Source organism: Spirosoma fluminis (assembly GCF_054778895.1).
The window spans coordinates 720,717-741,082 of the sequence record NZ_BAAGZD010000003.1 but is presented as its reverse complement, the minus strand read 5'-3'; the positions used below and the strand labels follow the sequence as shown (position 1 = coordinate 741,082).

Genomic DNA, 20,366 nt, shown 5'->3' with positions numbered 1-20,366 from the left:
AGAGGATGTTAACTTACTCAACGACTATGGAAAGCAGAGCGAAACTGGCGGGCCACGCAGCCCACCCTATTATGATCGTATTTCCGCTGGGGTTACTTTCTACGGCGGTTATCTTCGATATTGTTTACCTGGTTAGCGACAACTCTACGTTTGCGCTGGTATCATACTGGATGCTGGTGGCGGGCCTGATCGGTGGATTGGCTGCGGCCGTACCGGGCTGGATCGACTGGTTTGCAATTCCGGCAGGAACGCGGGCTAAACGGGTTGGGTTAGTGCATGGTTTAGGGAATGTAATCGTCTTGATTTTATTCGCGGTTAGCTGGCTGTTCCGGCGCGACGAACCGGGCTATCTACCAACGAGTATTGCCATGACCCTGTCGTTTGTTGCGTTTCTGATTGCCGGCGTTACGGGATGGCTTGGCAGCGAACTGGTAGAGCGGCTGAGCGTAGGTGTATACAATGGGGCGCATTTGAATTCGCCCAATACGTTGTCCAAACGACCAGCTACGGATATTGATGGCGAGGGTGGTCGTATCGTCGACACCCGGGGCCGGGAACGGTTCGCCTAGCAAGGCTCTAACCTAAACAGATAAGGCGGCTTATAACTAAGCCGCCTTATCTGTTTGTAAATAACGATTCCTGCTATTCAGTGGCTGATTTACTCCGACTTGTCAGGAAGTATACCGGAATGCCCAGACCCGCAATCAACAAACCCATACCCGTGTTAAACGTTTTTGTGTACAGCAGAATGCCGCAAATGGTTAAACCTGCGAGGATATACAGAATCGGCACCACCGGATAACCGAAGGCCCGATACGGCCGCTCGGCATCGGGCTCTTTTCGGCGAAGCAGAAACAGGCCGCCAATTGTAACGATATAAAAGCATAGCGATGTGAAGGTGCAGTAGTCGAGCAGGTCGCCGTAGGTGCCCGATAAACACAGCAGCGATGCCCAGATGCATTGCAACCACAAGGCCCGACCGGGTACGGCATTTCGGTTCAGGTGAGAAGCTTGCTTAAGAAAAAGCCCGTCTTTAGCCATCGCGTAATACAGGCGCGCACCAGCCAGAATCAGGCCGTTGTTACAGCCAAAGGTCGAAACCATGATCAGCACGGCCATAAACGCCACAGCGATGTCGCCGAAGATCGTTGAAACGGCGGCTGTCGCTACCCGATCGGCTTCGGCAAACTGAATGCCTCGTCCCACAATATCGGTGGCCGTTGGCAAGCCCTTCAGCGGTAAGAGCGAGAGATACGATACGTTCGCCAGAAAGTAGATGGTTGTGACGATCAGCGTGCCGAAAAACAAAGCCAGGGGAATATTTCGACGCGGATTTTTGATCTCGCCCGCAATGAACGTTACGTTGTTCCAGGCATCGGCCGAGAAGAGTGAGCCAACCATGGACGTACCAAAGGCCAGCAAAAGGGCAATACCCGCGAGGGGGATAATCTCGCCCGTAGCGCTGGTGGTACTGGCATCCCAGGCATTCGCGAAGTTGGTCGATAACTGGCCGCTTTTAAGTCCTAACGTAATGCCAACGACGATGAGGCCGAGCAGGGCAATCAGCTTCGCCGAGGTAAAAACGTTCTGAATGAGTTTGCCACTTTGAACGCCCCGACTGTTCAGCCAGGTCAGCAGCACCAGGCTTGCAATGGCGAACAACGAACCTGCCGAAATCTTCACCGGACCGAGCGCCATCAACACATTGTCAGGGCCTAAAGCAGGAATAAATACGGCCGTGTATTTCGTAAAGGCCACGGCTACAGCAGCAATGGTGCCGGTTTGAATAACGGTAAAAACCGTCCAACCGTACACAAAACCGGTAAGGTGACCATAGGCCCGCTGGATGTAAATGTATTGTCCACCCGCCTTAGGCATCATACCAGCCAGCTCGCCGTAGCTCAGGGCTGCCGCTACGGTTAATACCCCCGTTAAGACCCAAAGCATGAGCAGCCAGCCCGATGAACCTAGATTACGGGCCATGTCGGCCGTAACAATAAAAACGCCCGAGCCAATCATCGATCCCGACACAATCAGGGTGGAATCGAGTAAGCTCAGCGATCGTTTGAAGTCCGTTTTTTCTTCGGTTAGGAGTTGTTCGGCCATAAATATTAAAATATGGAGTACAATAAGCGTCAGAATAGCTGAAAAACCAACTAATCATTGGCTGTTTTTCCTATTTACAGCTGCTGGCGTAACATATTGGCTATATAGGCTTATCGGATCTCAATCTCATCGACAGCTAATTGGGACGGTTTGCCCGGGTTGCGCAGCCCCGCCGGAACCCGCCCGACATTGTGCGCCAGGATTCGGACGTACCGGGCGGTCGTAGGTGTAAAGTCAAATGGTAGACGGGCAATACCTCGTTTGCCTCCTTCAGCTGCATTGGTTTTCACGCTGGCTACGGGTCGGAAGGTTTGTCCGTCGTCGGATACGGCGATGTCAACCCGGTCGGGCAGGCACAGATTCCGGGCGGTGTATTTTACGAATCCGACGCGAACACTTTCGACCGATTGCGATTGCCCTAAATCAACAACGGCGTTGAAGTCGTTGGCGAACGACACCACCTTGGTTAGCTCATACCCGCCCATGCCGCCGGTAGTGCCATCAGTAAGGCTAAAATTTCGGTCAGGTCGGCCGGTGGTTGCGGCACTCAGCAGCTTGTAGGTCTTGCCCGTAGCTTTGGAGACAAGGTATTCTTTCTGGATTTTAGCGACCTGACTAAGTGGCGTACCATTCGAAAAGGTCGCCATCCGGACCGTGGCCGACTGGTCGAGCCGCAAAGGGGCTGTATAGCGGGGCGATTCGCCCGAAGGAACGCTCCCATCGACCGTATAGCGAATCTCCGGAATCAGCGGATTAGCCGTAAGCGTTACGTCCACCTTACCCTCCGGAAGCGGCTTTGCGGAAGGCGTTACGTCGTAAAATGTCCGGGCATAGTTGACCTTTAAATTAACCAGCCGTTCGACGTGGGTTAGTAGCCGACGCGTAAAATCGTCGTAGTTTTTCAGATTCAGCGAAGTCCAGACGACCTCGGCCAGCGCAGCCGCCCGTGGCCAGACCATGTACTCGACCTGGTCGGGCGTTTCAATGTACTCTGTCCAGAGATTGCCCTGAGCGCCCAAAATGTGTTTAGCTTCAGCGGCTGATAGATTAGCCGGTGTTGGATTGTAGGAATAGACCAGCGAGAGGGGTAACGACCCGCCGAAGGCCATAGGCTCCTGCGCCGGATCGCCTTGGTAGTGGTCGAAGTAGCAATATTGCCCCGGTGTCATGATCACATCGTGGCGCTGGCGGGCAGCCTCAATGCCGCCTTTCGTGCCGCGCCAGCTCATAACGGTGGCGTTGGGCGAGAGGCCACCTTCCAGAATTTCGTCCCAGCCAATGATCCGGCGGCCTTTAGACGTAACGAATTTATCGATGCGCGTAATGAAATAGCTTTGCAGCCCATGTTCATTTTTTAGTTTCTCGCGCTTAATGAGCTGCTGACAGAACGCACTTGTCCGCCAGGTTTCTTTGGGGCATTCGTCGCCCCCAATATGAATGTACTTGCCGGGAAACAACGCCATTACTTCGGTCAAAACGTCTTGCAGAAAGGTGAACGTTTTCTCGTACGGGCAGAAAACGTCGGGGAAGACGCCCCATTTTGTCGCCACCTGATACGGCCCACCCGAACAGCCCAGTTCCGGATAAGCGGCCAACGCGGCCAGCGCGTGACCGGGCAGCTCAATTTCGGGTACCACGGTAATGTATTTGGCGGCTGCGTACCGTACGACCTCGCGAATCTCGTCCTGGGTATAGAAACCGCCATAAGGCTTTCCGTCAAAAACCTGCGGGTCGTACTCGTCATAGTGGCCAACGATGGTTTCGCGCCGTTGAGCACCAACCTGCGTAAGCTTTGGGTACTTTTTGATCTCAATCCGCCAGCCCTGATCGTCGGTCAGGTGCCAATGAAACGTATTGAACTTATGGAGCGCCATCAGGTCAATGTATTTCTTGATGAACGCAACCGGAAAAAAGTGTCTTGCTACGTCCAGGTGCAGACCACGGTAAACGTAGCGAGGCCGGTCCTGAATGCGGCAGGCGGGTATTGTGAAGGGTTGGAGTGAAGAATTTACTGCCTGAGAAGCTGTAGTTGAGGTTATTGGCATCTGGTTTCCAACGGCAGGCTCTTTGCGTAAAGCAGCCGGAGGCAGGAGTTGATACAGCGTCTGGACTGCATAGAAGAAGCCTTGCGGTTTGTTCGCGTCAACTGTAATGAGCTGATTGGTCGCATCAATCCGATACCCTTCGTCGCCCAGTGTTGTATCCAGAGAGGTAATAAACTGAATTGAGTTGCCGGGTAAGGTCTGTTTGGTAATGTTCTGAACCGTAATGCCAAGTCCACTAACCCGGTTAAGCTGGCTGGCCAACGTATCGGCAATCGCTTTTAGCTCAGGCAGCGCTTCGGGAATCCGAATGGTAGTCGTGCGGCTCAGCACAAACTCTCCGGTGCGTGGCTCCAGTTGAGCGGGCCGGGGAATGATCGCGTACCGAACTGATGTCTGCCCGGCCGTACGTTGCCCACTAGCGGACTGGCTATAGCTGAAACACGATGTAAGAACGAAACCAAGGAATAACGTAATGAAACGAGTATGCATATTGTGTTGAAGCAAATTGGCCAGCGTCCGGCAAAAAGTCTGGTCTGGTTTAGTCGTTAAACAGACGAAAAATTAATGGCGTACTGGAAACACTCAACCCGGCGGAGCGACTTTTGTTAAACCACCCCTTCCTATACTATTTTTGCCGAAACAGTGTCCTGAGCCAGGTATCTGTTCAGCTCTTGCTGTTACGTTGGGGGTCGCGAAACCCATGCCTTATCCATGTTACTAAAAAAGATCGCCCTATTTATTCTGCTGTTGCTCAATAGCGGATGGTCAACCTTTGCCCAGGCGCCCGTAAGTCCGGCCGAAACGCATCATTATGCGATCGAGGTCGCGGGCATTCGGGTCGGAACCATGACGGCGATGCGCCAACCCCAGGGAGACAACCGCACAACCTATACGCTCATCAGCGACGTAAAGGTGCATCTGCTGGTGTATACCGTAACGATTTACTACAAAGTGATCAACCAGTTTGTAGGTCAGAAACTGATGCTATCGACCGTTGAAGCGCACACGAATCGGGGCGATTATGCATCGCGAACCGAGTGGAAAATCGACCACTACGACATCGTTGCCAACCAGTATAAGTATAAACACCAGGCGATTGAACGAAATAATATTGATTTTCCAACTTCATCTTTGTACTTTTACGAGCCTACCGGCCAAAATAAGATATACGCCGAGTATTTTGGTGATTATTTTACCTTCAGCCGAACCTCAGCGGGAATGTATCGCGCCCTGCTCGACGACCGGGAAGATGAGTACATCTATCAGAATGGAAGGCTGGTTAAGGTCATTAAACATAATGCGATAAAAAATTTCGTTTTGCGGCTGCTGGATTAGTGCAGCGGGACAGATAGGGGAGAGGAAGCCGCCAGTATTGAGTCGTTCAAGTGAGCGGCTAGTAGCGTACTTACCGTAACCTTTTATCGTCCATGACGAAACGCCTACTACTGTTTGTAGCCGGAATCGGCTGCTCTTTCCCGAAATTTTCCGCCGTTGCCCAGTCAGCCACCAACTTCATCGCGCTGCATTCGGAGACCTCCACCACAGACTTCAGTTCAGGTTCAGCAAAGCCGGTAGCCGTGCGCGCCGACAATGTCATTGATTTCTGCGGAGAAAACATCCCGACCAATCATCCGGATATTGTTGAACGCTGGACACGGACGCTGAATCGTCAGGCGGCTCTGGCAGGCAGTTTAACCCTGCTCAAGCGCCGGGCATCGGTAGTGTTTCCGTTCATCGAACCTATTCTGAAGCAATATAACATTCCGTCGGATTTCAAATTTCTGCCACTCCTGGAAAGCGCCGTCACCAACCGGGCGGTGTCCCGCAAAGGGGCCGCTGGGTTCTGGCAACTGATGCCGCAAACTGCGCAGTCACTCGGGTTGAACGTGTCACACCGGCGCGACGAGCGGTTCAATCTCAAAAAAGCTACACACGCGGCCTGCCGCTACCTGAGTGAATTGTATGACCAGCTGGGCTCGTGGATGCTGGTGGCCACGGCCTATAACGCCGGTCCGAATTATATTCAGCAATTAACCCGGCAGTACCCCAATCGGCATCCGATGGCGTTACCGTATCGGGCCTCGGAAACAAAAGCGTATCTGTTCCAGGCTGTGGCTGTGAAAGAGTTACTAACCCGCCCACATGTGTACCGGGACCGGCTGAGCAGTCGCCACCTGGCCGCGCTCAGCGAAAATCCGGGTTCCATGGATGCCCCCGAACGGGCGTCTATTCTGGCCTCATTCGACATGGACGAAACGGCGATGGCAGCGGGACTTAGTTCGGAAGAAAACGCTTTACCTGCCTTTGTGGCTGACTCTACCACCAACGTAGTGCTGCTGACGGATGAGGACGTAATGGCCGAATCTGAACCTGTGTCGGTTGCGACAGATTCGGTTGAAGCGAAGCCGGAGCCGAAAGCGATTGCCACTGTGCCCCCACCAGCAACGCGTCTGATCACCCGTAGTTTAAGCGAAGGGCCAATTAAGGAAGGCCAGTTGTGCGTATTCCAAGTTGTGCAGCCCGTAACTCTCAATGAGCGGACCTTTGCCGTCGGCGATGTGATTCACGCCCATATTGAGATTATTGATGCTACGTCCGGGCGGGTTTTTCTGCGTACCGACCAGCTAACGGCTGCGCAGACGCAGGAGACAACGGCGCTCAAACTGGTGGCTACCGAACAGCCTCGTCAGCCTGGCGTTACGTTACCGACTCGACTTGAAAACTGGCGGCTGGAGTGGGAGCAGTTGTAAATTTCGCTCTCGTATTTTTTAAACCAGCACCGTACTGGCCAGCACCTTGGGCCCTTGCCGATTGATCTCGGAAACGTACGTTTCACTGGTAATACCCACTGACAAAAACGCCTGCTGCATGGCCTGACCAATACGTTCGGCCGTTTGCGCACTGCGGCTCAGAGCAAACATAGACGGGCCTGAACCTGACAGGCTACATCCCAGCGCGCCATTGTCCAGCGCGGCCTGCTTCACCTCATGAAATTCCGGAATCAGGATGGCCCGTACTGGCTCGATGATCACATCCACCAGCGAGCGGCTGATCAAGTCGTAATCAGGCGTCATTAAACCAGCGATTAAACCGGCTACGTTGCCCATCTGCGTAATCGTGTTCTTCAACGAAACTTCATTCTTGAGAATAAACCGGGCGTCTTTCGTATTGACCTCAATGTCGGGGTGGACAAGGGTGCAGAACAAAGACGCTGGCGTTTCAATGCGGATTACGTCGAGCGGATGATAGCTCCTGATCACCACAAACCCGCCCAGCAACGAAGGCGCTACGTTGTCAGCGTGGGCCGAGCCGCAGGCTAGTCGCTCACCTTCCATCGCAAAGGGCAACAGTTTAACCGTCGGCAGTGGCCGACCCAGCAGCTCATTGATCGCGTAGACCCCGGCTACGGCGCTGGCAGCGCTGGACCCTAAGCCGCTGCCCAAGGGCATCTGCTTGTGCAGTACGAGGTCAACACCTACGTCCGTGCGGCCAATGTGCTCTAGATATGTCTGGATGGCAATGCCCGCCGTGTTTCGTTCGGTTTCGCGGGGCAATCGACCCTCATCGCCAATGATGTCAGTAATGGTGACGCCGGGTTCTTCGCGGGTAGTCAGCGTAACCTGATCGCCGGGACTGTCTACGGCAAAACCGAAAATATCAAATCCGCAGGCAACATTGGCAACGGTGGCGGGGGCAAAAACTTGAATAGAATTCACGATGGAGGAAAGCAGTGCAATACAAAGACAAGTTTAGCGCTTTGGGCCGGGAATCGCAACTTTAGACCGGAGTGGCGCCCGTATTGGCTATCGATAGTAGCCCGCGTCACACGACAAGTTAACTACCTCCTCCTGGTAAATGAGTTACTGGTTTGGTGTCTCTCCGGCTTCTGGGTCTACCGCTTTGTCTGGGATTACCGGACTAATAATTGCTCGCTCCTCGGCCGTCAGTCCATACCGATCCAATACCAGTTCGCCAAGCTGGGCTTCCAGCGCCGAGGTATCGGCTTTGAGATCAGCACGTTTCGCCAATAGGATTTTATCGACTAATGCAATCAATGGTGCCTGAGCCTCGAGCGTAGCATCGGGAATGGGGATCGACCGAATGTCGTTCAGTGTCAGTTGCGACTGTGACTGCTTGCCGGTACTTAATAGCCCGGCGGTTTTCAGGTACGTAGCCAGCGACGAGTTTATTATGGCCAGCACGTATTTAGTCGAAAAAGCGGGGTCCGTAATAATAATTGCGTATACATCGACTTTCGTGGCGAATCTGCCTTCTGCCCAACTGGCTATTAGGCGACTCGGTTGCCCTAACTTTTGCTTAACCAGAATGCGTTCGCTGCTCATGAGTGCGTACGACGCAGATGGACGTTCTCCAAAGTGGACAAATGAATCCGGCAGGGGAGACGCGTATCGGGTTAACGTACCGGAGAAAAATGGTACGTATGTCTCGTCGATCTGGTGGTCAGAAACGTCTTTCCTATTGACGGTTATGCCGCGGGCTGCCGTTGAGATGTTGCCGATCGTTTTGGGACAGCCCGCTAGCCGCTGTTTTATGGCGATGATCTGACGATCAAAAATCAACTCCAGACCCGGTGAAGTTGTCCAGGCCGAAGATGGTATCGACGTGAACGGTAAATCCGATGCAAGCTGTCCGGCAATTGTGCCGTCGGGAGCAAACGTAAATACCGCCGACGTAAAGGCTTCCTGATGGCCCTTTCGCATCAGATAGATACCGAGCCCCGGAGCCGCATCCTCAACAGCAGAGCGGGGAAGCACGATGCCAGCTTCCAGGGTTGCGTTTTCCAGCAAGAGCTTTCGGACCGGATATTGATCGCTGTCAGTCTGCCAGGAGGTCGGCAAAATATAGGCTAACCTACCCTGCGGCTTTACGAGTTGCAAACCGCGTTCCAGGAACAGCGAGTACAAGTCAGCCGTAGCATTATACGTATTGTTAAGGTATTTTTTTGCTGTACTACCAATCGGCCTTCCACAAGGCGGATGGCTTACTACCAGGTCGAAACCGACGTAGTTCCCCGCTTCATCCAGCACCTCCGGAAAGGCATACCGCCACTCGAATGCCTGGTTAAACACGCGTTGTTTGTGAGCAAAAGCTTGCTTTTTCTGCTCCAGCTGTTCTGTAAGCGTTTGAAATTGTGCACTGTGATTAACAAAATTGAAGGGTAGAGCCGACTGCGCCAATTTCGTTTCGAGCCGACGAATGTCCGCGTAGTCTTTCTGCTCAGTTAAGGCCATCTGGCTGAGCAACTCCTGAAAGTGGTGGATTCCAGTGCGAAGACGCTCTTTCTCGGCTTTGTCAGTTGTGTGTTTATACGCCCGAACATCGGCGCTGTATTGCTGAAACGCAGCCCGGTATTTGTCGCGCAGACCCGGATTGCGCAGGGTGTCCATCTGAAAACTTAGGTCGAAACGATTCACCAGCGTGTTACCCGTCTTAATCGTCATATCAAGATCAGGCAACGTCACCAGCGTCAAAGTTCCCCGTTCTCCGACGTAATAATACGCGCTCTTGAGCAGCTCGATCGAAAGCCGCAGCCGACAAAGGTTTACAGCGGTTGGGCTACTATCGACGCCGAACAGGCAGTTTTCAAGAATTGCCTGCTTCTCATGAAATATTGTTTCCTGAACGCGCTGGGTTTCGCTTGTAGCAGCCCACCTCTGACCGTCGGATTGTTGAAAGCTACTCACCCGCATGGTGCCGTTCGGGTTACGGATGTCCGGGGCAACGTATTGAAAAATTTCCCCATCTTCATTCGTGATAATCAGCTCATCTTCAACCACCCAAACCTGATGATGTAGACGCCTGCCCTCGCGGTCGACCAGAATTCCTAATTCAGCTTTCAACGCGATGAGTTCATTCAGTGCGGCCACCAGGAAGTGTCCGCTGCCGACGGCCGGGTCCACGATACGTAACGAATTGACAACGGTGGTTGCTTCCTGAACGGAAACCTCGTCCAGGCGCTCATTGAGGGCAGTAATGTCGGCGCAGGTCCAGCCAAACCGTTCGTTGAAGTGCGTTACAACGGCCTTGCGAATGCTATCGCCCACCAGGTACGTAGCAATAAAGCCGGGCGTAAAAAACGAGCCGGCGCGGTAACCGTTGAGCTTTTCAAAGATGAGTCCGAGCGCGACTGCGCTGATCGGCGCTTTGTTATCGGGCTGCACCTCGGCGGGTCCGTCGGTCGAAAAATCGTAGGCATCCAGAAACGCCAGCAAATATTGAAGCGTTGGCAGGCGAGCCGTCTGGAAGTTGACAGGCCAATCGTTCAGCGCGGTTTGCCTGAATACGGGTAGCTCAGGCCCATCTTCAAGGGCATTGATGGATAAGGTTTTCTGTTCGAGCGCAGTCCGTTCAAACAGCGAACTGTTCAGATAGGGTACCGGACCATAACGATTCGTTACCGAAGCCGACCGCTGGTGTTCGGGTACGGGTAGTACGTCAAAAAACAGCTCATTCAACCCGTCGAAGCTCGGAATGGAGCGCACCGTCAGAAACTCAACTGATCGGTCGTGCTGATGAAAACGCCGTAACTGACCTTCGAGCCACTTAAGAAACAGCAGCCGGCTGATCCAGGTGATGCACAGCTCCAGCCCGACGTTGACGAGCTGATTGTTTTCGTCGGTACCGTATTGGTTCCGGTTGTCGAGGCCAGTCAATACGTTTTTTGTTCGCAATCGATTGATGGTATTTTCCAGCAGCGACCCGGTGAGCCGTTCGCCTTCGGGAAGCCGCTGAATCCGTTTCAGACCACCTTCGAACGTTTCGTGTACTCCTACGATGTAGAGTAGTTCATCGTAAAAACGCCGGTTGAGCGTGTTGGCGTCATTGGCAAACGGAAGCTTTAAAAGATGTTCAGGCGAAAACAGCTTAAACACCGGAATTAAGGCCTGATTACCTTTCTCGGCGGGCCAGTCGAGTGCTTCGGCGATTTCGCGCAGGTTCAGGCACGTAACGGGGACTTCCTCGTCCAGTTCGCGCAGAATCCGGGCCGTTTCGCTGTAGAAAAATAGGTCGTCTTTTTTCTGCTGCTGTTTGATCTGGTACAGCTTCCAGAGCTTTGGGTTACCATAGAAGAAGCGTCGGAAATCGCTTTCGTCGAAGACAAACCAGTTGTATACGTCGGTGATGATCAGGTGGCGGAGGCCGCCGTCTGGTCCGCGTTCCTGCTCGTCAAAATAATACAGAATCAGTTCGTGCAGCGCCCTGACGTTGTTTTTAAGCGTTGTCATCATCTCGCCCGCAAACACTTTCTTGGTTTTAATGATGACTCCTGGGCTGGCCATAGCCGGAAAATCTATACCGGGCTGATCCTGGTTATTTTGACTATGGTGAATGAACAGGTCGGTTCGGTCACGGGCGCTGATCCCGAACGTATTGCCGGAGAAGGCTTCGCTGAAAAAACCGGCTACAATCGTTTTCTGGTAGTCTTCCGATTCAGCTTCGTCCAGTCGTGAAAACAATCGAGCCAGTGCCCGCCGGAACGTATCCATGCGGTCGGGCGAAATGGACTGTTTAGCGTATGCCTTGTGTAACGACTGAGTCGGTTTACGGAGCGAAAGCCTCATGGCGCAAATTTACGGGTAAACAGAGAGGTTGCCCAGAGAACCCCGGTAAAGGTTTGGTTCTCCGCACAACCTCCTTGCTTGCTCCGTTAAAACGGATTACTCGCCGAACAACTGATTCCAGATGCCTTTGGCTCTTTCTTTTGCAGCTTCAATCTGAAGTGCGGCTTCGGCTTTCAGTTCATCGAGTTTCACCTGAGCGGCTTCGAGTTGTACGGCCGCTTCGGCTTTCATATCGTCAAATTTATCTTCGGCAACGTCCGACAATTCATCGGCTTTGGCGGAGGCTGCCGCAAAGGTCGTTTCGGCCTGGGCCTGTAAGTTCGTCAAGGTTTCGGCGGTGGCCGTTTTGGCGGCTTCGAAGTGCTGCGTTGCCTGCGCTTTCAACCCTTCGATGTCGATGTCTTTACCCAGTTCCTGCGCTTTGGCAACCAACTGATCCTTCAATTCATCGAGGTGAGCAGCCGCCGAGTTAAGGTGCTGACCGGCTTCGGTCTTGAACGATTCGAGTTTTTCGGCAACCGTTGCTTTCGCGGCCTGCACCTGTTCGGTATTTTTCGATTTCTCGCTGTTTTCCATTGAATATGTAATTGAATAGTGGTTTGGGTAAAGATAGGAAAAAGAGGATGAAGGGGAGTAAGGGGATGAAGGGGATTAGTAAAAACGATGTTCACAACCTTTTCTGTTATTTATTTCCTCTCTTCCCCTTTCTCCCCCTCGTCCCCTTTCTCCCCATTTACCCCAACCGGCGAACAATGAGCCCATTGACCAGCTCGAAAAGCCCGGCCGGTTTAAGGGTTCGCCAGTTGGCAATGTCGAGTGTGCCGCCGAAGTTGATGTAATAATCGAGGTGGTATTTCTTCCACTCGCGCTCGATAAATTCGGGTGAGTGAATGGCCGCAATCCAGCCGTCTTCGACATCCTCAAACCACTCCTCATAATAGGCATCGTCGGAGCCGTGGAAGTTCAGAATGTTCTCGCTGATGAGAATAAAATACTTGATGCCTTCATTAACTAAAGGGTCAATAACCTGCCGTTTGAGATACATGATGTCGTTGTGCAACGTATCGTTCCACTCGCCTAAGAGTTCGATCACAACGAACTGCCGGTCGTAATTGGCGAACAGAATCTTGCAATAAAGCGTCTCCGAGCCTATTTCATCCCAGAGCGGATGAATGTAATAGCCATATATGTTATTTTCATACTGTTGCAGATTGTACTCGCGCTCGTGAAACGGCGACCGTTCGTCTTCCGACGCTACGTAGTATTTCTCCCAGCCGTAGAACGGTTCAATGTCTTGCATGGTTGAGTCAGTTGGCCCGGTGGTTTTGGTAAGCCAGCCTCACGAATAACGTCTTTTTCCAAACGTTTGTTGAGTAAGATTATCGGTAAGTTTACGGTATGAAACCGACCAGCAAAACCATTCTTATCACCGGCGTATCGACCGGTATTGGGTACGGAGCCGCCCGACAATTCTGCCAACGGAACTACACCGTTTTCGGTAGTGTGCGCAACCCGGCCGATGCCAAACGAGTACAGACCGAATTAGGGAATCGGTTTGTTCCGCTCGTGTTTGACGTAACGGATGCCGACGCGGTGAAGCTGGCGGCTGATACGTTGACTGATCGCCTGGCGGGTAGTGGTTTAGGCGGATTAATCAACAACGCAGGTATTGCCATTGGTGGGCCGTTGCAGCATCAGCCCATCGATGTGATTCGGCAGCATTTTGAAATAAATGTGCTGGGACTGATCCAGGTGACGCAGGCCTTTCTGCCGCTGCTGGGCGCTCGCGACAACCATCCTGTTCAGCCGGGACGTATTCAGAATATCAGTTCGGTCAATGGCCAGATCGCTATTCCGTTCATGGGTGCTTACGTTGGCTCCAAACACGCCGTTGAAGGCATGTCGCACAGTCTGCGCCGGGAGCTGGCCCTGTACGGCATCAAAGTCGTGATTGTGGGGCCGGGAGCTGTTCAGACGCCTATCTGGGGCAAGGGAACTGACATCAGCCCCTATGAACACACGGTATATTATCCAGCCATGCAGTGGTTCCTGAAACAGGTTGGGGCGGCTGAGCGCCGTGGTTTTTCAAGTGATTATCTGGGTGAGCGAATCGTTCAGATTCACGAAACGCCGAATCCTGGCACCCGGTACGCACTGGTACCGAACCGCCTAACAAGTTGGGCGCTGCCCCGCCTGCTGCCCGACAAACTCTTCGACTGGGTAGTTGGTCGGGTCAGTGGGCTCAAGGCGAAGGAGTAAACTTTTATTTCCAGGACAGTTCAATAGGATCACCTACTGAAAGCTTACCCCATTCCGGGTTAGCGGAGCGGAGCTGTACCGTATCGGTTTCGAGAACCCACTGCTGTTGCGCTTCGTCAAACCAAACCTGTCGAATACGTTCGTTCAGCTGAGGTAGTGCGGATCGGTTTACGTTGGCTTCGTCGGACTGGATATGGCCCTGTTTTAGCCGAATGACGCGATCTGCGAGGGCCTGCACATCGGCGTTGTCGTGCGTAACCAGTACGGTTGTCGTTCCCCACCTGCGGTGCAGATCGAGCAGGAGATGACGTAGTGTCTGGACTGCATCGGTGTCTAATCCGGCAAATGGCTCGTCGAGCAACAGTAACTTCGGCTGTCGAACCAGCGCGCGGGCCAGGGCAACCCGCTGCTGCTGTCCACCCGATAAAACCGTTGGCTTTTGCGTAACGAATGGACCAAGCCCGGTCGCGTCGATGAGTTGGTCGGCCAGTGCCTGCTGGCCGCGGGGGGTTACGAACAGGATGTTCTCGCGAACCGTCAGGTTGGGAAACAGAGCGGCATCCTGAAAAATGTACCCTACCGAGCGCTGTTGTGGCCGTAAGTTGATACCCCGACTGGTGTCTAACCAGGCAATATTATTCACGGCGATTCGGCCCTGCTGGGGCGTTTCCAACCCGGCTAGTAAACGTAATAACGTTGTTTTTCCCGAACCAGACGGCCCAACCAGGGCGGTCAGGCTTCCCGTTGCCAGTTCCAGCCTGATGTGCAGTTCACCGGCCCCTTCGGCAAACAGGCGGGCAAGAGTAAGGTCAGCCTCGATCATACCGTAACGCGCTTGTTGATGCTGTAAACGAGTACCAGAATGACGAACGACAACCCAAGCAATAAGGCCGCGTAGGCATGAGCCGTGTCGAAATGCAGCAGCTCAACTTCGTCGTAAATGGCAATCGACGCTACCCGCGTTTGCCCCGGCAGGTTGCCGCCAATCATCAGGACGAGGCCGAACTCACCAATCGTGTGCGCAAACGACAAGACAATGCCGGTCAATAAAGCCGGTTTGCAGTTAGGCAGCAACACGCGCCATAACGTTCGAACAGGAGATTGGCCCAGCGTATAAGCTGCTTCCCGCCAGGATGCGGGCAAGTTTTCAAGCCCCGCCTGAATGGGATGAACCATAAACGGAAGGCTATACAGCAACGACGCAACGACCAGCCCCTCGAACGAAAAGACCAGTTGCAGATCAAACGTTTGCAATAGCCAAGTTCCCAGATTACTGGTTGGGCTGAAGGCCAACAGCAGGTAAAAACCAACTACCGACGGCGGCAGGACCAGCGGCAGACTAACAAGCGCTTCGATTATTGGCTTGAGTCGAAATTGGCTGATCGCCAGCCAACCGGCCAGCGGTATGCCAATGATCAGGAGCAGGAACGTAGTGATGCCGGCCAGTCGTAAGGTGAGCCAGATGGGTTCCCAGTCGATCGGCATAAGGAAAACGGTTGAATCAGGAGTTGGGAGAATTGTACCCATACTGTTGCAAAATACGTCGGGCGGCTGGACTGCGCAAAAACTGAACAAACTGCTCAGCGGCTTTGGGCTGAGTGGTTCGCTTCAACACAACCACGCCCTGTGCAATCGGTGAATAACCCCTTGGGGGTAAGTCAATCCAGTGGCCACGCTGTTTCAGGCTGGGGTCGAGTACGATAGACTTCGCCGTGATGCCTACTTCAGCGGCCCCCGACAGGACGTAGCGGTTGACCTGCGAGATGCTTTCGCCGAAAACAAGACGTGGTTGCACGAGGTCATACAGCTTCCGGTATTTTAGCAGCGAAACGGCTGCTTCGCCATATGGAGCGGTGGCTGGATTGGCAATGGCAATGTGCCGAACGGATGGGTCCTGTAACACCTTTAAATCCGCCGAAAGTGGCAGCTTGCCCAGCGTCCATAAAACCAGCGATCCATACGCATAAACAACGGGAGCGACTGTAGTCAACTTTTGTTTGTATAGGGCATTGGGGTAGTCCATATCGGCAGACAAAAACACGTCGTAGGGAGCACCCTGCTGAATTTGAGTGGTGAGTTTACCGGACGAGCTAACGATGGATTCAATCTTGAGGCCGGTCTGTTTCGTAAAGGCCTGGCTCAGCGATTCCATCACAAACTGAGCATTAGCGGCCACGGCTACCCGAAGCGACTGCGCCCCCAAACCGGTTGATGTAAATAAGAGCAAAAGAAGCGTTCTGAACATAAATCAGGGATGAACAGCCATTGTTTGGATGGTCCTGGCGCACGTACGTAGTGGAGACTTATTTAGCGAGTTTTACCTCGATTGCTTTGACCTGCCGGACCCAGCGGGCGAGCTTTTTTTCGTCGGGAACGATAATTCGGAATGGTCCGGTACCTGCCGGAAGGTCTGTGCCATCGACACGATCGGCCAACAGAATCGTACGAAGAGCAAACGCCGGATCGAGTTCTGGCAAAGCAAAAATAGCCTCGTAGCCATCAGCCGCTGTGACAAGAACATATTTGGCCAGATTAGCGCCCCGTAGCTCATTGCCTACACTAGCCCCCGCCTGCTTCAGCAGATCGACGAGCGGTACGCCAGCGAATCGGTGTTCGTTGCCATCGTGATCTTTACCGGTTACTTCTGTGTGAGGCATCGCTTTTATATCAGCGGCCTGTAACGTCAGCGGCTTGGTCACTTCGCCGGAAATAGTTAAGGTCTGCGCCTGGCTATTGTTTCCCAATGCAAGCAGGGTAAGCAGGAATAAATGTAGAAGTAGGTTCAGCGGGTTCATCACGAATGGGCTGGCTTTTCAGAAATCGGGTCGTTATGTTCATTCAAAGATAACGACCCTTCCCGAATAATAACGCACGTAAGCCTGTTACGTATCAAACGGGGAAATTTGCTTGATGAATAAGCCGGAGCATCGGTAGCCGTTATCCGTTAACTTCGGGCCGAGTCGCGGTTGACGATATCTTATTACGCAGTCTCTAGTAAGCCGATGATGAAAATAAGGTCAGATCTTTCAACTTTGAGCCGATTTTATTACGTTGACAGCTATGCTTAAACCCGCCTTTCAAACAGACGATGCGCTTATCGCTGACATTGCGGCTGCTCAAAGCCAACCTGATCTTCTGCACATCTGGTGGTTAGGTCAGAGTGGTTTTTTACTACAATACGAAGGCCGCCAGTTACTTTTTGACCCCTATTTGTCGGACTCGCTCAGTCAGAAATACGCGAATACCGATAAACCGCATGTCCGTATCTCAAAACGGGTAGTTGACCCTGCCCGGCTGAGTAAGATCGACGTAGTGACGTCCAGCCACAACCATACCGACCACCTGGATGCCGATACGTTAAAACCCTTGTTGACGAGTGATTCCGGCATTCAGTTTGTCATCCCCGAAGCGAATCGGGCGTTCATTGCCGAGCGACTGGGCGATGCACTGGCTAACCGGGTGCCCATAGGTCTGACCGCCGGAGCAACGGCGGTTGTGGCTGGCTGGCGGTTTCATGGCGTACCGGCTGCTCATAACGAACTGGAGGTGGACGAGCGCGGGCAGAATAAGTTCATGGGCTTTGTGGTTGAGATTGGCCCGTACAAAGTTTATCACTCCGGCGACACGCTCTGGTACGAGGGTATGGTTGAGGTATTACGTCCGTTTGGAGTAGACGTAGCGTTTCTGCCCATTAACGGAAACAAGCCCGAACGGCGCGTAGCCGGTAACCTGAATCCCGACGAGGCTGCCCGCCTTGGTCGTGACATTGGGGCCAAACTCGTTGTTCCGCATCATTATGATTTATTCGGGTTCAACACAGCTGACCCGGCTGAATTTGCGCAGGCCTGTGATTTGTATGGCACTCCCTACCGCGTTATGCGACTAGGGGAGCACATACGTATTTGGCGGTAGAACCAACTGGTTTGCCGCTTTGCCAATAGAACAAACGAACTATGAAAAACGCCCTATTTCTTTGTCTGCTGGCCATTCCGCCGTTATTAGGTCAGACACCGACGCCAAAATTCAGCATCCAGGTTGTCGACAATCAGATTGACATCGGCTATGGGCTGGCAATCGGCGACGTTGATGGCGACCGGAGGCCCGATATCCTGATGGCTGATCAGAAAGAGTTTGTCTGGTATCGGAATCCAGGGGATAAAACGTCACCCTGGAAACGGTTCGTAATGGCCGCTAATCTCACTCCCCAGGATAACGTCTGCATTGCGGCTCGCGATCTGGACGGCGACGGTCGGGTAGAGGTAGCCGTTGGCGCTGGCTGGAATCCCGCCGAAACCAATGACTCGACCAAGTCAGGAGCCGTGTTTTACCTGATTCGACCGCAGGACCCGACGCAGCGCTGGGAGCCGGTTCGGTTGCCGCACGAAGTAACCACCCACCGGATGCGCTGGGCTAAGGTGGATAAGAATAGTTATCAGTTGATTGTTGTGCCGCTGCACGGGTTGGGTAATAAGAATGGTGAAGGACGTGGTGTGCGCGTGTGGGGATATGAGTGGCCGAAGAACCCGCGGGAGACCTGGAAACGTCATCTGGTCGACTCAACGATGCATCTGACGCACAACTTTGAAATATGGGAAGACGGCCCAGCTACGAACGTAATACTGGCCGGTAAAGAAGGGGGCAAGATCGTGGAGTGGCGCAAAAAGCGGTGGCGCTACGTTGATCGGGAATCGGCCAGCAACGCTTTGCCGCTACTTAATAAAGGTGTCGACGGAATCGGGGAAATCCGGCGGTTAGACAACGGTACGGCCATTGCGACGATTCAGCCCATGCACGGTAACCTGATTCAGGTAGAAAGTGGCGGCTACTCAGCCCGTAAATCGAAAGCAGACGAAAAGCAGATCAGTATTCTGACTGACGTACTCAGCCAGGGGCATGCGCTGGTGTGCGGTGATTTTCTGGGGACGGGCCGCGATCAGATTATAGCGGGCTGGCGTAACCCGAATGCCGAGCAGAAGGTGGGCGTACGGCTGTTTATTCCGCAGGAGCAAAGCAACATTCAGGGCTATCCGCTGGATGATAGCGTTCGGATGGCTTGTGAAGACATCCAGGCCGCTGACCTCGACGGCGATGGCGACCTGGACTTGATTGCCTCCGGCCGGGCCACCTTGAACGTACTGATTTACTGGAATCAACTAAAATAAGGTAAGGTATACAGGTGTAGGGCTGTCGAACTGATCTGACATTAATCAAAGATCACTGGACAACCCTACACCTGTATACCTCCTGTTATGCATTGCCAAGTTGACCCGCCAGCGAACGTAACGACGAAGCCAGCCCCTCGAGCCGGTATGGGATATCTCCTTCCGAACCCATGAGCGTGCTGAACTCCGTGGTTTGCGTTGCTAACGTTTCAAGCAAACCACTCAGCTCTTTGGCATTGATCTGGTCGCTTTTCAACTGTGTCTTCACCCGTTCGAGCGAATCAATAATCTCCGTTGTATTGTCGCTCCGGCGAAGCTGCTCAAGCCATTGATCAATGATGCCCGTGCCGGTCTGCGGGGTTTCGGTACTGATGTCGCCTTCCAGAACACTCATCGTAGAGTCGAGCAGGTCGGTTGATTTTGCGTGGTCGAGCATGTCAGAATTGGCTGCTAAAGTTTCGTAACGCGTTGGCTAACTGCTCAAGCTGATGGGCCGTGTTGACATCAACTACAGGCTCGTGAGAAATGGCGAGTGTGTGGCTGGCCATGTTGATCAGGAGTTGTCGGATTACGTCGGTATCGATATTACCAGAGGCCAGATGATCGCGTAACTGACCCACTTCCGATAAAATTCGTTCGGCTCCTACATCACCCCGAAGTGCGTTTAACCAGCCTTCGAGCAGTAGGAGTCCCCGCTCTGGCGATAAGGTTGTTGTGCTGCCGTCCCCAAATGCGCCTAACGTATCGGTCAGCATCCGGTGTTCGAGTGTTGTTCCTTCCATAGTGGTAGTGAATTAAAACCGCTCTCCTTACCAACGGCTACGGCTCGTAACGTCGGTAAGGAGAGCGGTTGGTTATAACGTACTCGCGAAATTTCGGAGAATCTTGGACAGGCTTTCGAGGCCGCCCGTCCAGGTGCCTTCGGCGTTTGGCCCTTCAGCCGCCTGCTGGGCCTGATCGGCCAGGGTTATCATTACCTGGCGAATGTGCTGGCTATTGGGTTGAGACGCCTGGAGTTCCGTTCGAAGTTTGTTAAGATTGGCTTCGAGCTGGCCCAGATTTGAATCACCCTGTAACGCCTGTAGCCAACCGTCGATCAGCATAACACCCTGTGCAGGCGAAATTACTGTCTGGTTGCTGTCGCGGAACAAGACGAGCGTGTCTTCAAGCATCCGCTCTTCTAAAATAGTTGATCCCATTACTTTGGTGGT

19 protein-coding genes are annotated in these 20,366 nt (G+C 53.1%); 6 read left to right on the top strand and 13 right to left on the bottom strand.

Annotated elements, in window-relative coordinates; all coding sequences use genetic code 11:
* Positions 1 to 26 precede the first annotated feature (26 nt).
* Positions 27 to 569, top strand: a complete 543-nt coding sequence (locus tag ACYVBJ_RS04980; protein ID WP_460981186.1) for a DUF2231 domain-containing protein — start codon at positions 27 to 29, stop codon at positions 567 to 569.
* A gap of 73 nt (positions 570 to 642) precedes the next feature.
* On the opposite strand, the gene ACYVBJ_RS04975 is transcribed toward ACYVBJ_RS04980, so the two are convergent.
* The gene (locus tag ACYVBJ_RS04975; protein WP_460981185.1) at positions 643 to 2,106 is read right to left on the bottom strand and encodes an APC family permease; all 1,464 of its coding nucleotides are present in this window, start codon (positions 2,104 to 2,106) and stop codon (positions 643 to 645) included.
* A 110-nt stretch (positions 2,107 to 2,216) separates the two neighbouring features.
* A complete protein-coding gene (locus ACYVBJ_RS04970) occupies positions 2,217 to 4,640 on the bottom strand; it encodes a glycoside hydrolase family 20 protein (RefSeq protein WP_460981184.1) in 2,424 nt (807 codons plus the stop codon).
* A 222-nt stretch (positions 4,641 to 4,862) separates the two neighbouring features.
* Between ACYVBJ_RS04970 and ACYVBJ_RS04965 the strand changes: the two genes are divergently transcribed.
* Both ACYVBJ_RS04965 and ACYVBJ_RS04960 read left to right on the top strand, forming a co-directional pair.
* Positions 4,863 to 5,486: a DUF6134 family protein gene (locus ACYVBJ_RS04965; protein WP_460981183.1), complete on the top strand. Its 624-nt coding sequence runs from the start codon at positions 4,863 to 4,865 to the stop codon at positions 5,484 to 5,486.
* A gap of 92 nt (positions 5,487 to 5,578) precedes the next feature.
* Positions 5,579 to 6,901, top strand: coding sequence for a lytic transglycosylase domain-containing protein (locus tag ACYVBJ_RS04960; RefSeq protein ID WP_460981182.1), 1,323 nt, complete (start codon positions 5,579 to 5,581; stop codon positions 6,899 to 6,901).
* A gap of 18 nt (positions 6,902 to 6,919) precedes the next feature.
* On the opposite strand, the gene ACYVBJ_RS04955 is transcribed toward ACYVBJ_RS04960, so the two are convergent.
* The 4 genes from ACYVBJ_RS04955 to ACYVBJ_RS04940 form a co-directional block, all read right to left on the bottom strand.
* Positions 6,920 to 7,867 (bottom strand): homoserine kinase, encoded by a 948-nt coding sequence (locus ACYVBJ_RS04955; protein ID WP_460981181.1) that lies wholly within the window; start codon positions 7,865 to 7,867, stop codon positions 6,920 to 6,922.
* A gap of 144 nt (positions 7,868 to 8,011) precedes the next feature.
* Positions 8,012 to 11,734: a type IIG restriction enzyme/methyltransferase gene (locus ACYVBJ_RS04950; RefSeq protein WP_460981180.1), complete on the bottom strand. Its 3,723-nt coding sequence runs from the start codon at positions 11,732 to 11,734 to the stop codon at positions 8,012 to 8,014.
* 96 nt (positions 11,735 to 11,830) lie between these two features.
* Complete coding sequence (locus ACYVBJ_RS04945; protein ID WP_460981179.1) at positions 11,831 to 12,310, bottom strand: hypothetical protein; 480 nt, start codon at positions 12,308 to 12,310, stop codon at positions 11,831 to 11,833.
* Between the two features lie 157 nt (positions 12,311 to 12,467).
* Complete coding sequence (locus ACYVBJ_RS04940; RefSeq protein WP_460981178.1) at positions 12,468 to 13,034, bottom strand: hypothetical protein; 567 nt, start codon at positions 13,032 to 13,034, stop codon at positions 12,468 to 12,470.
* A gap of 98 nt (positions 13,035 to 13,132) precedes the next feature.
* Between ACYVBJ_RS04940 and ACYVBJ_RS04935 the strand changes: the two genes are divergently transcribed.
* Positions 13,133 to 13,993: an SDR family NAD(P)-dependent oxidoreductase gene (locus ACYVBJ_RS04935; protein ID WP_460981177.1), complete on the top strand. Its 861-nt coding sequence runs from the start codon at positions 13,133 to 13,135 to the stop codon at positions 13,991 to 13,993.
* A gap of 4 nt (positions 13,994 to 13,997) precedes the next feature.
* On the opposite strand, the gene ACYVBJ_RS04930 is transcribed toward ACYVBJ_RS04935, so the two are convergent.
* The 4 genes from ACYVBJ_RS04930 to ACYVBJ_RS04915 are packed head-to-tail and all read right to left on the bottom strand — an operon-like array spanning position 13,998 to position 16,788.
* On the bottom strand, positions 13,998 to 14,816 hold the full coding sequence (locus ACYVBJ_RS04930; RefSeq protein WP_460981176.1) for an ATP-binding cassette domain-containing protein: 819 nt from the start codon (positions 14,814 to 14,816) through the stop codon (positions 13,998 to 14,000).
* Positions 14,813 to 15,478 (bottom strand): molybdate ABC transporter permease subunit, encoded by a 666-nt coding sequence (gene modB / locus ACYVBJ_RS04925; protein WP_460981268.1) that lies wholly within the window; start codon positions 15,476 to 15,478, stop codon positions 14,813 to 14,815. Before modB ends, ACYVBJ_RS04930 begins: the two co-directional genes overlap by 4 nt.
* Before the next feature lie 16 nt (positions 15,479 to 15,494).
* Positions 15,495 to 16,238: a molybdate ABC transporter substrate-binding protein gene (gene modA / locus ACYVBJ_RS04920; protein WP_460981175.1), complete on the bottom strand. Its 744-nt coding sequence runs from the start codon at positions 16,236 to 16,238 to the stop codon at positions 15,495 to 15,497.
* A 58-nt stretch (positions 16,239 to 16,296) separates the two neighbouring features.
* On the bottom strand, positions 16,297 to 16,788 hold the full coding sequence (locus ACYVBJ_RS04915) for a molybdopterin-dependent oxidoreductase (RefSeq protein WP_460981174.1): 492 nt from the start codon (positions 16,786 to 16,788) through the stop codon (positions 16,297 to 16,299).
* Between the two features lie 265 nt (positions 16,789 to 17,053).
* Between ACYVBJ_RS04915 and ACYVBJ_RS04910 the strand changes: the two genes are divergently transcribed.
* Positions 17,054 to 17,905 (top strand): MBL fold metallo-hydrolase, encoded by an 852-nt coding sequence (locus tag ACYVBJ_RS04910; protein ID WP_460981173.1) that lies wholly within the window; start codon positions 17,054 to 17,056, stop codon positions 17,903 to 17,905.
* A 41-nt stretch (positions 17,906 to 17,946) separates the two neighbouring features.
* Positions 17,947 to 19,155, top strand: coding sequence for a VCBS repeat-containing protein (locus ACYVBJ_RS04905; protein ID WP_460981172.1), 1,209 nt, complete (start codon positions 17,947 to 17,949; stop codon positions 19,153 to 19,155).
* Positions 19,156 to 19,240: 85 nt separating this feature from the next.
* On the opposite strand, the gene ACYVBJ_RS04900 is transcribed toward ACYVBJ_RS04905, so the two are convergent.
* The 3 genes from ACYVBJ_RS04900 to ACYVBJ_RS04890 form a co-directional block, all read right to left on the bottom strand.
* Complete coding sequence (locus ACYVBJ_RS04900; protein WP_460981171.1) at positions 19,241 to 19,591, bottom strand: hypothetical protein; 351 nt, start codon at positions 19,589 to 19,591, stop codon at positions 19,241 to 19,243.
* 1 nt (position 19,592) lies between these two features.
* The gene (locus tag ACYVBJ_RS04895) at positions 19,593 to 19,937 is read right to left on the bottom strand and encodes a hypothetical protein (RefSeq protein ID WP_460981170.1); all 345 of its coding nucleotides are present in this window, start codon (positions 19,935 to 19,937) and stop codon (positions 19,593 to 19,595) included.
* A gap of 72 nt (positions 19,938 to 20,009) precedes the next feature.
* A complete protein-coding gene (locus ACYVBJ_RS04890) occupies positions 20,010 to 20,354 on the bottom strand; it encodes a hypothetical protein (protein ID WP_460981169.1) in 345 nt (114 codons plus the stop codon).
* Positions 20,355 to 20,366: the final 12 nt, after the last annotated feature.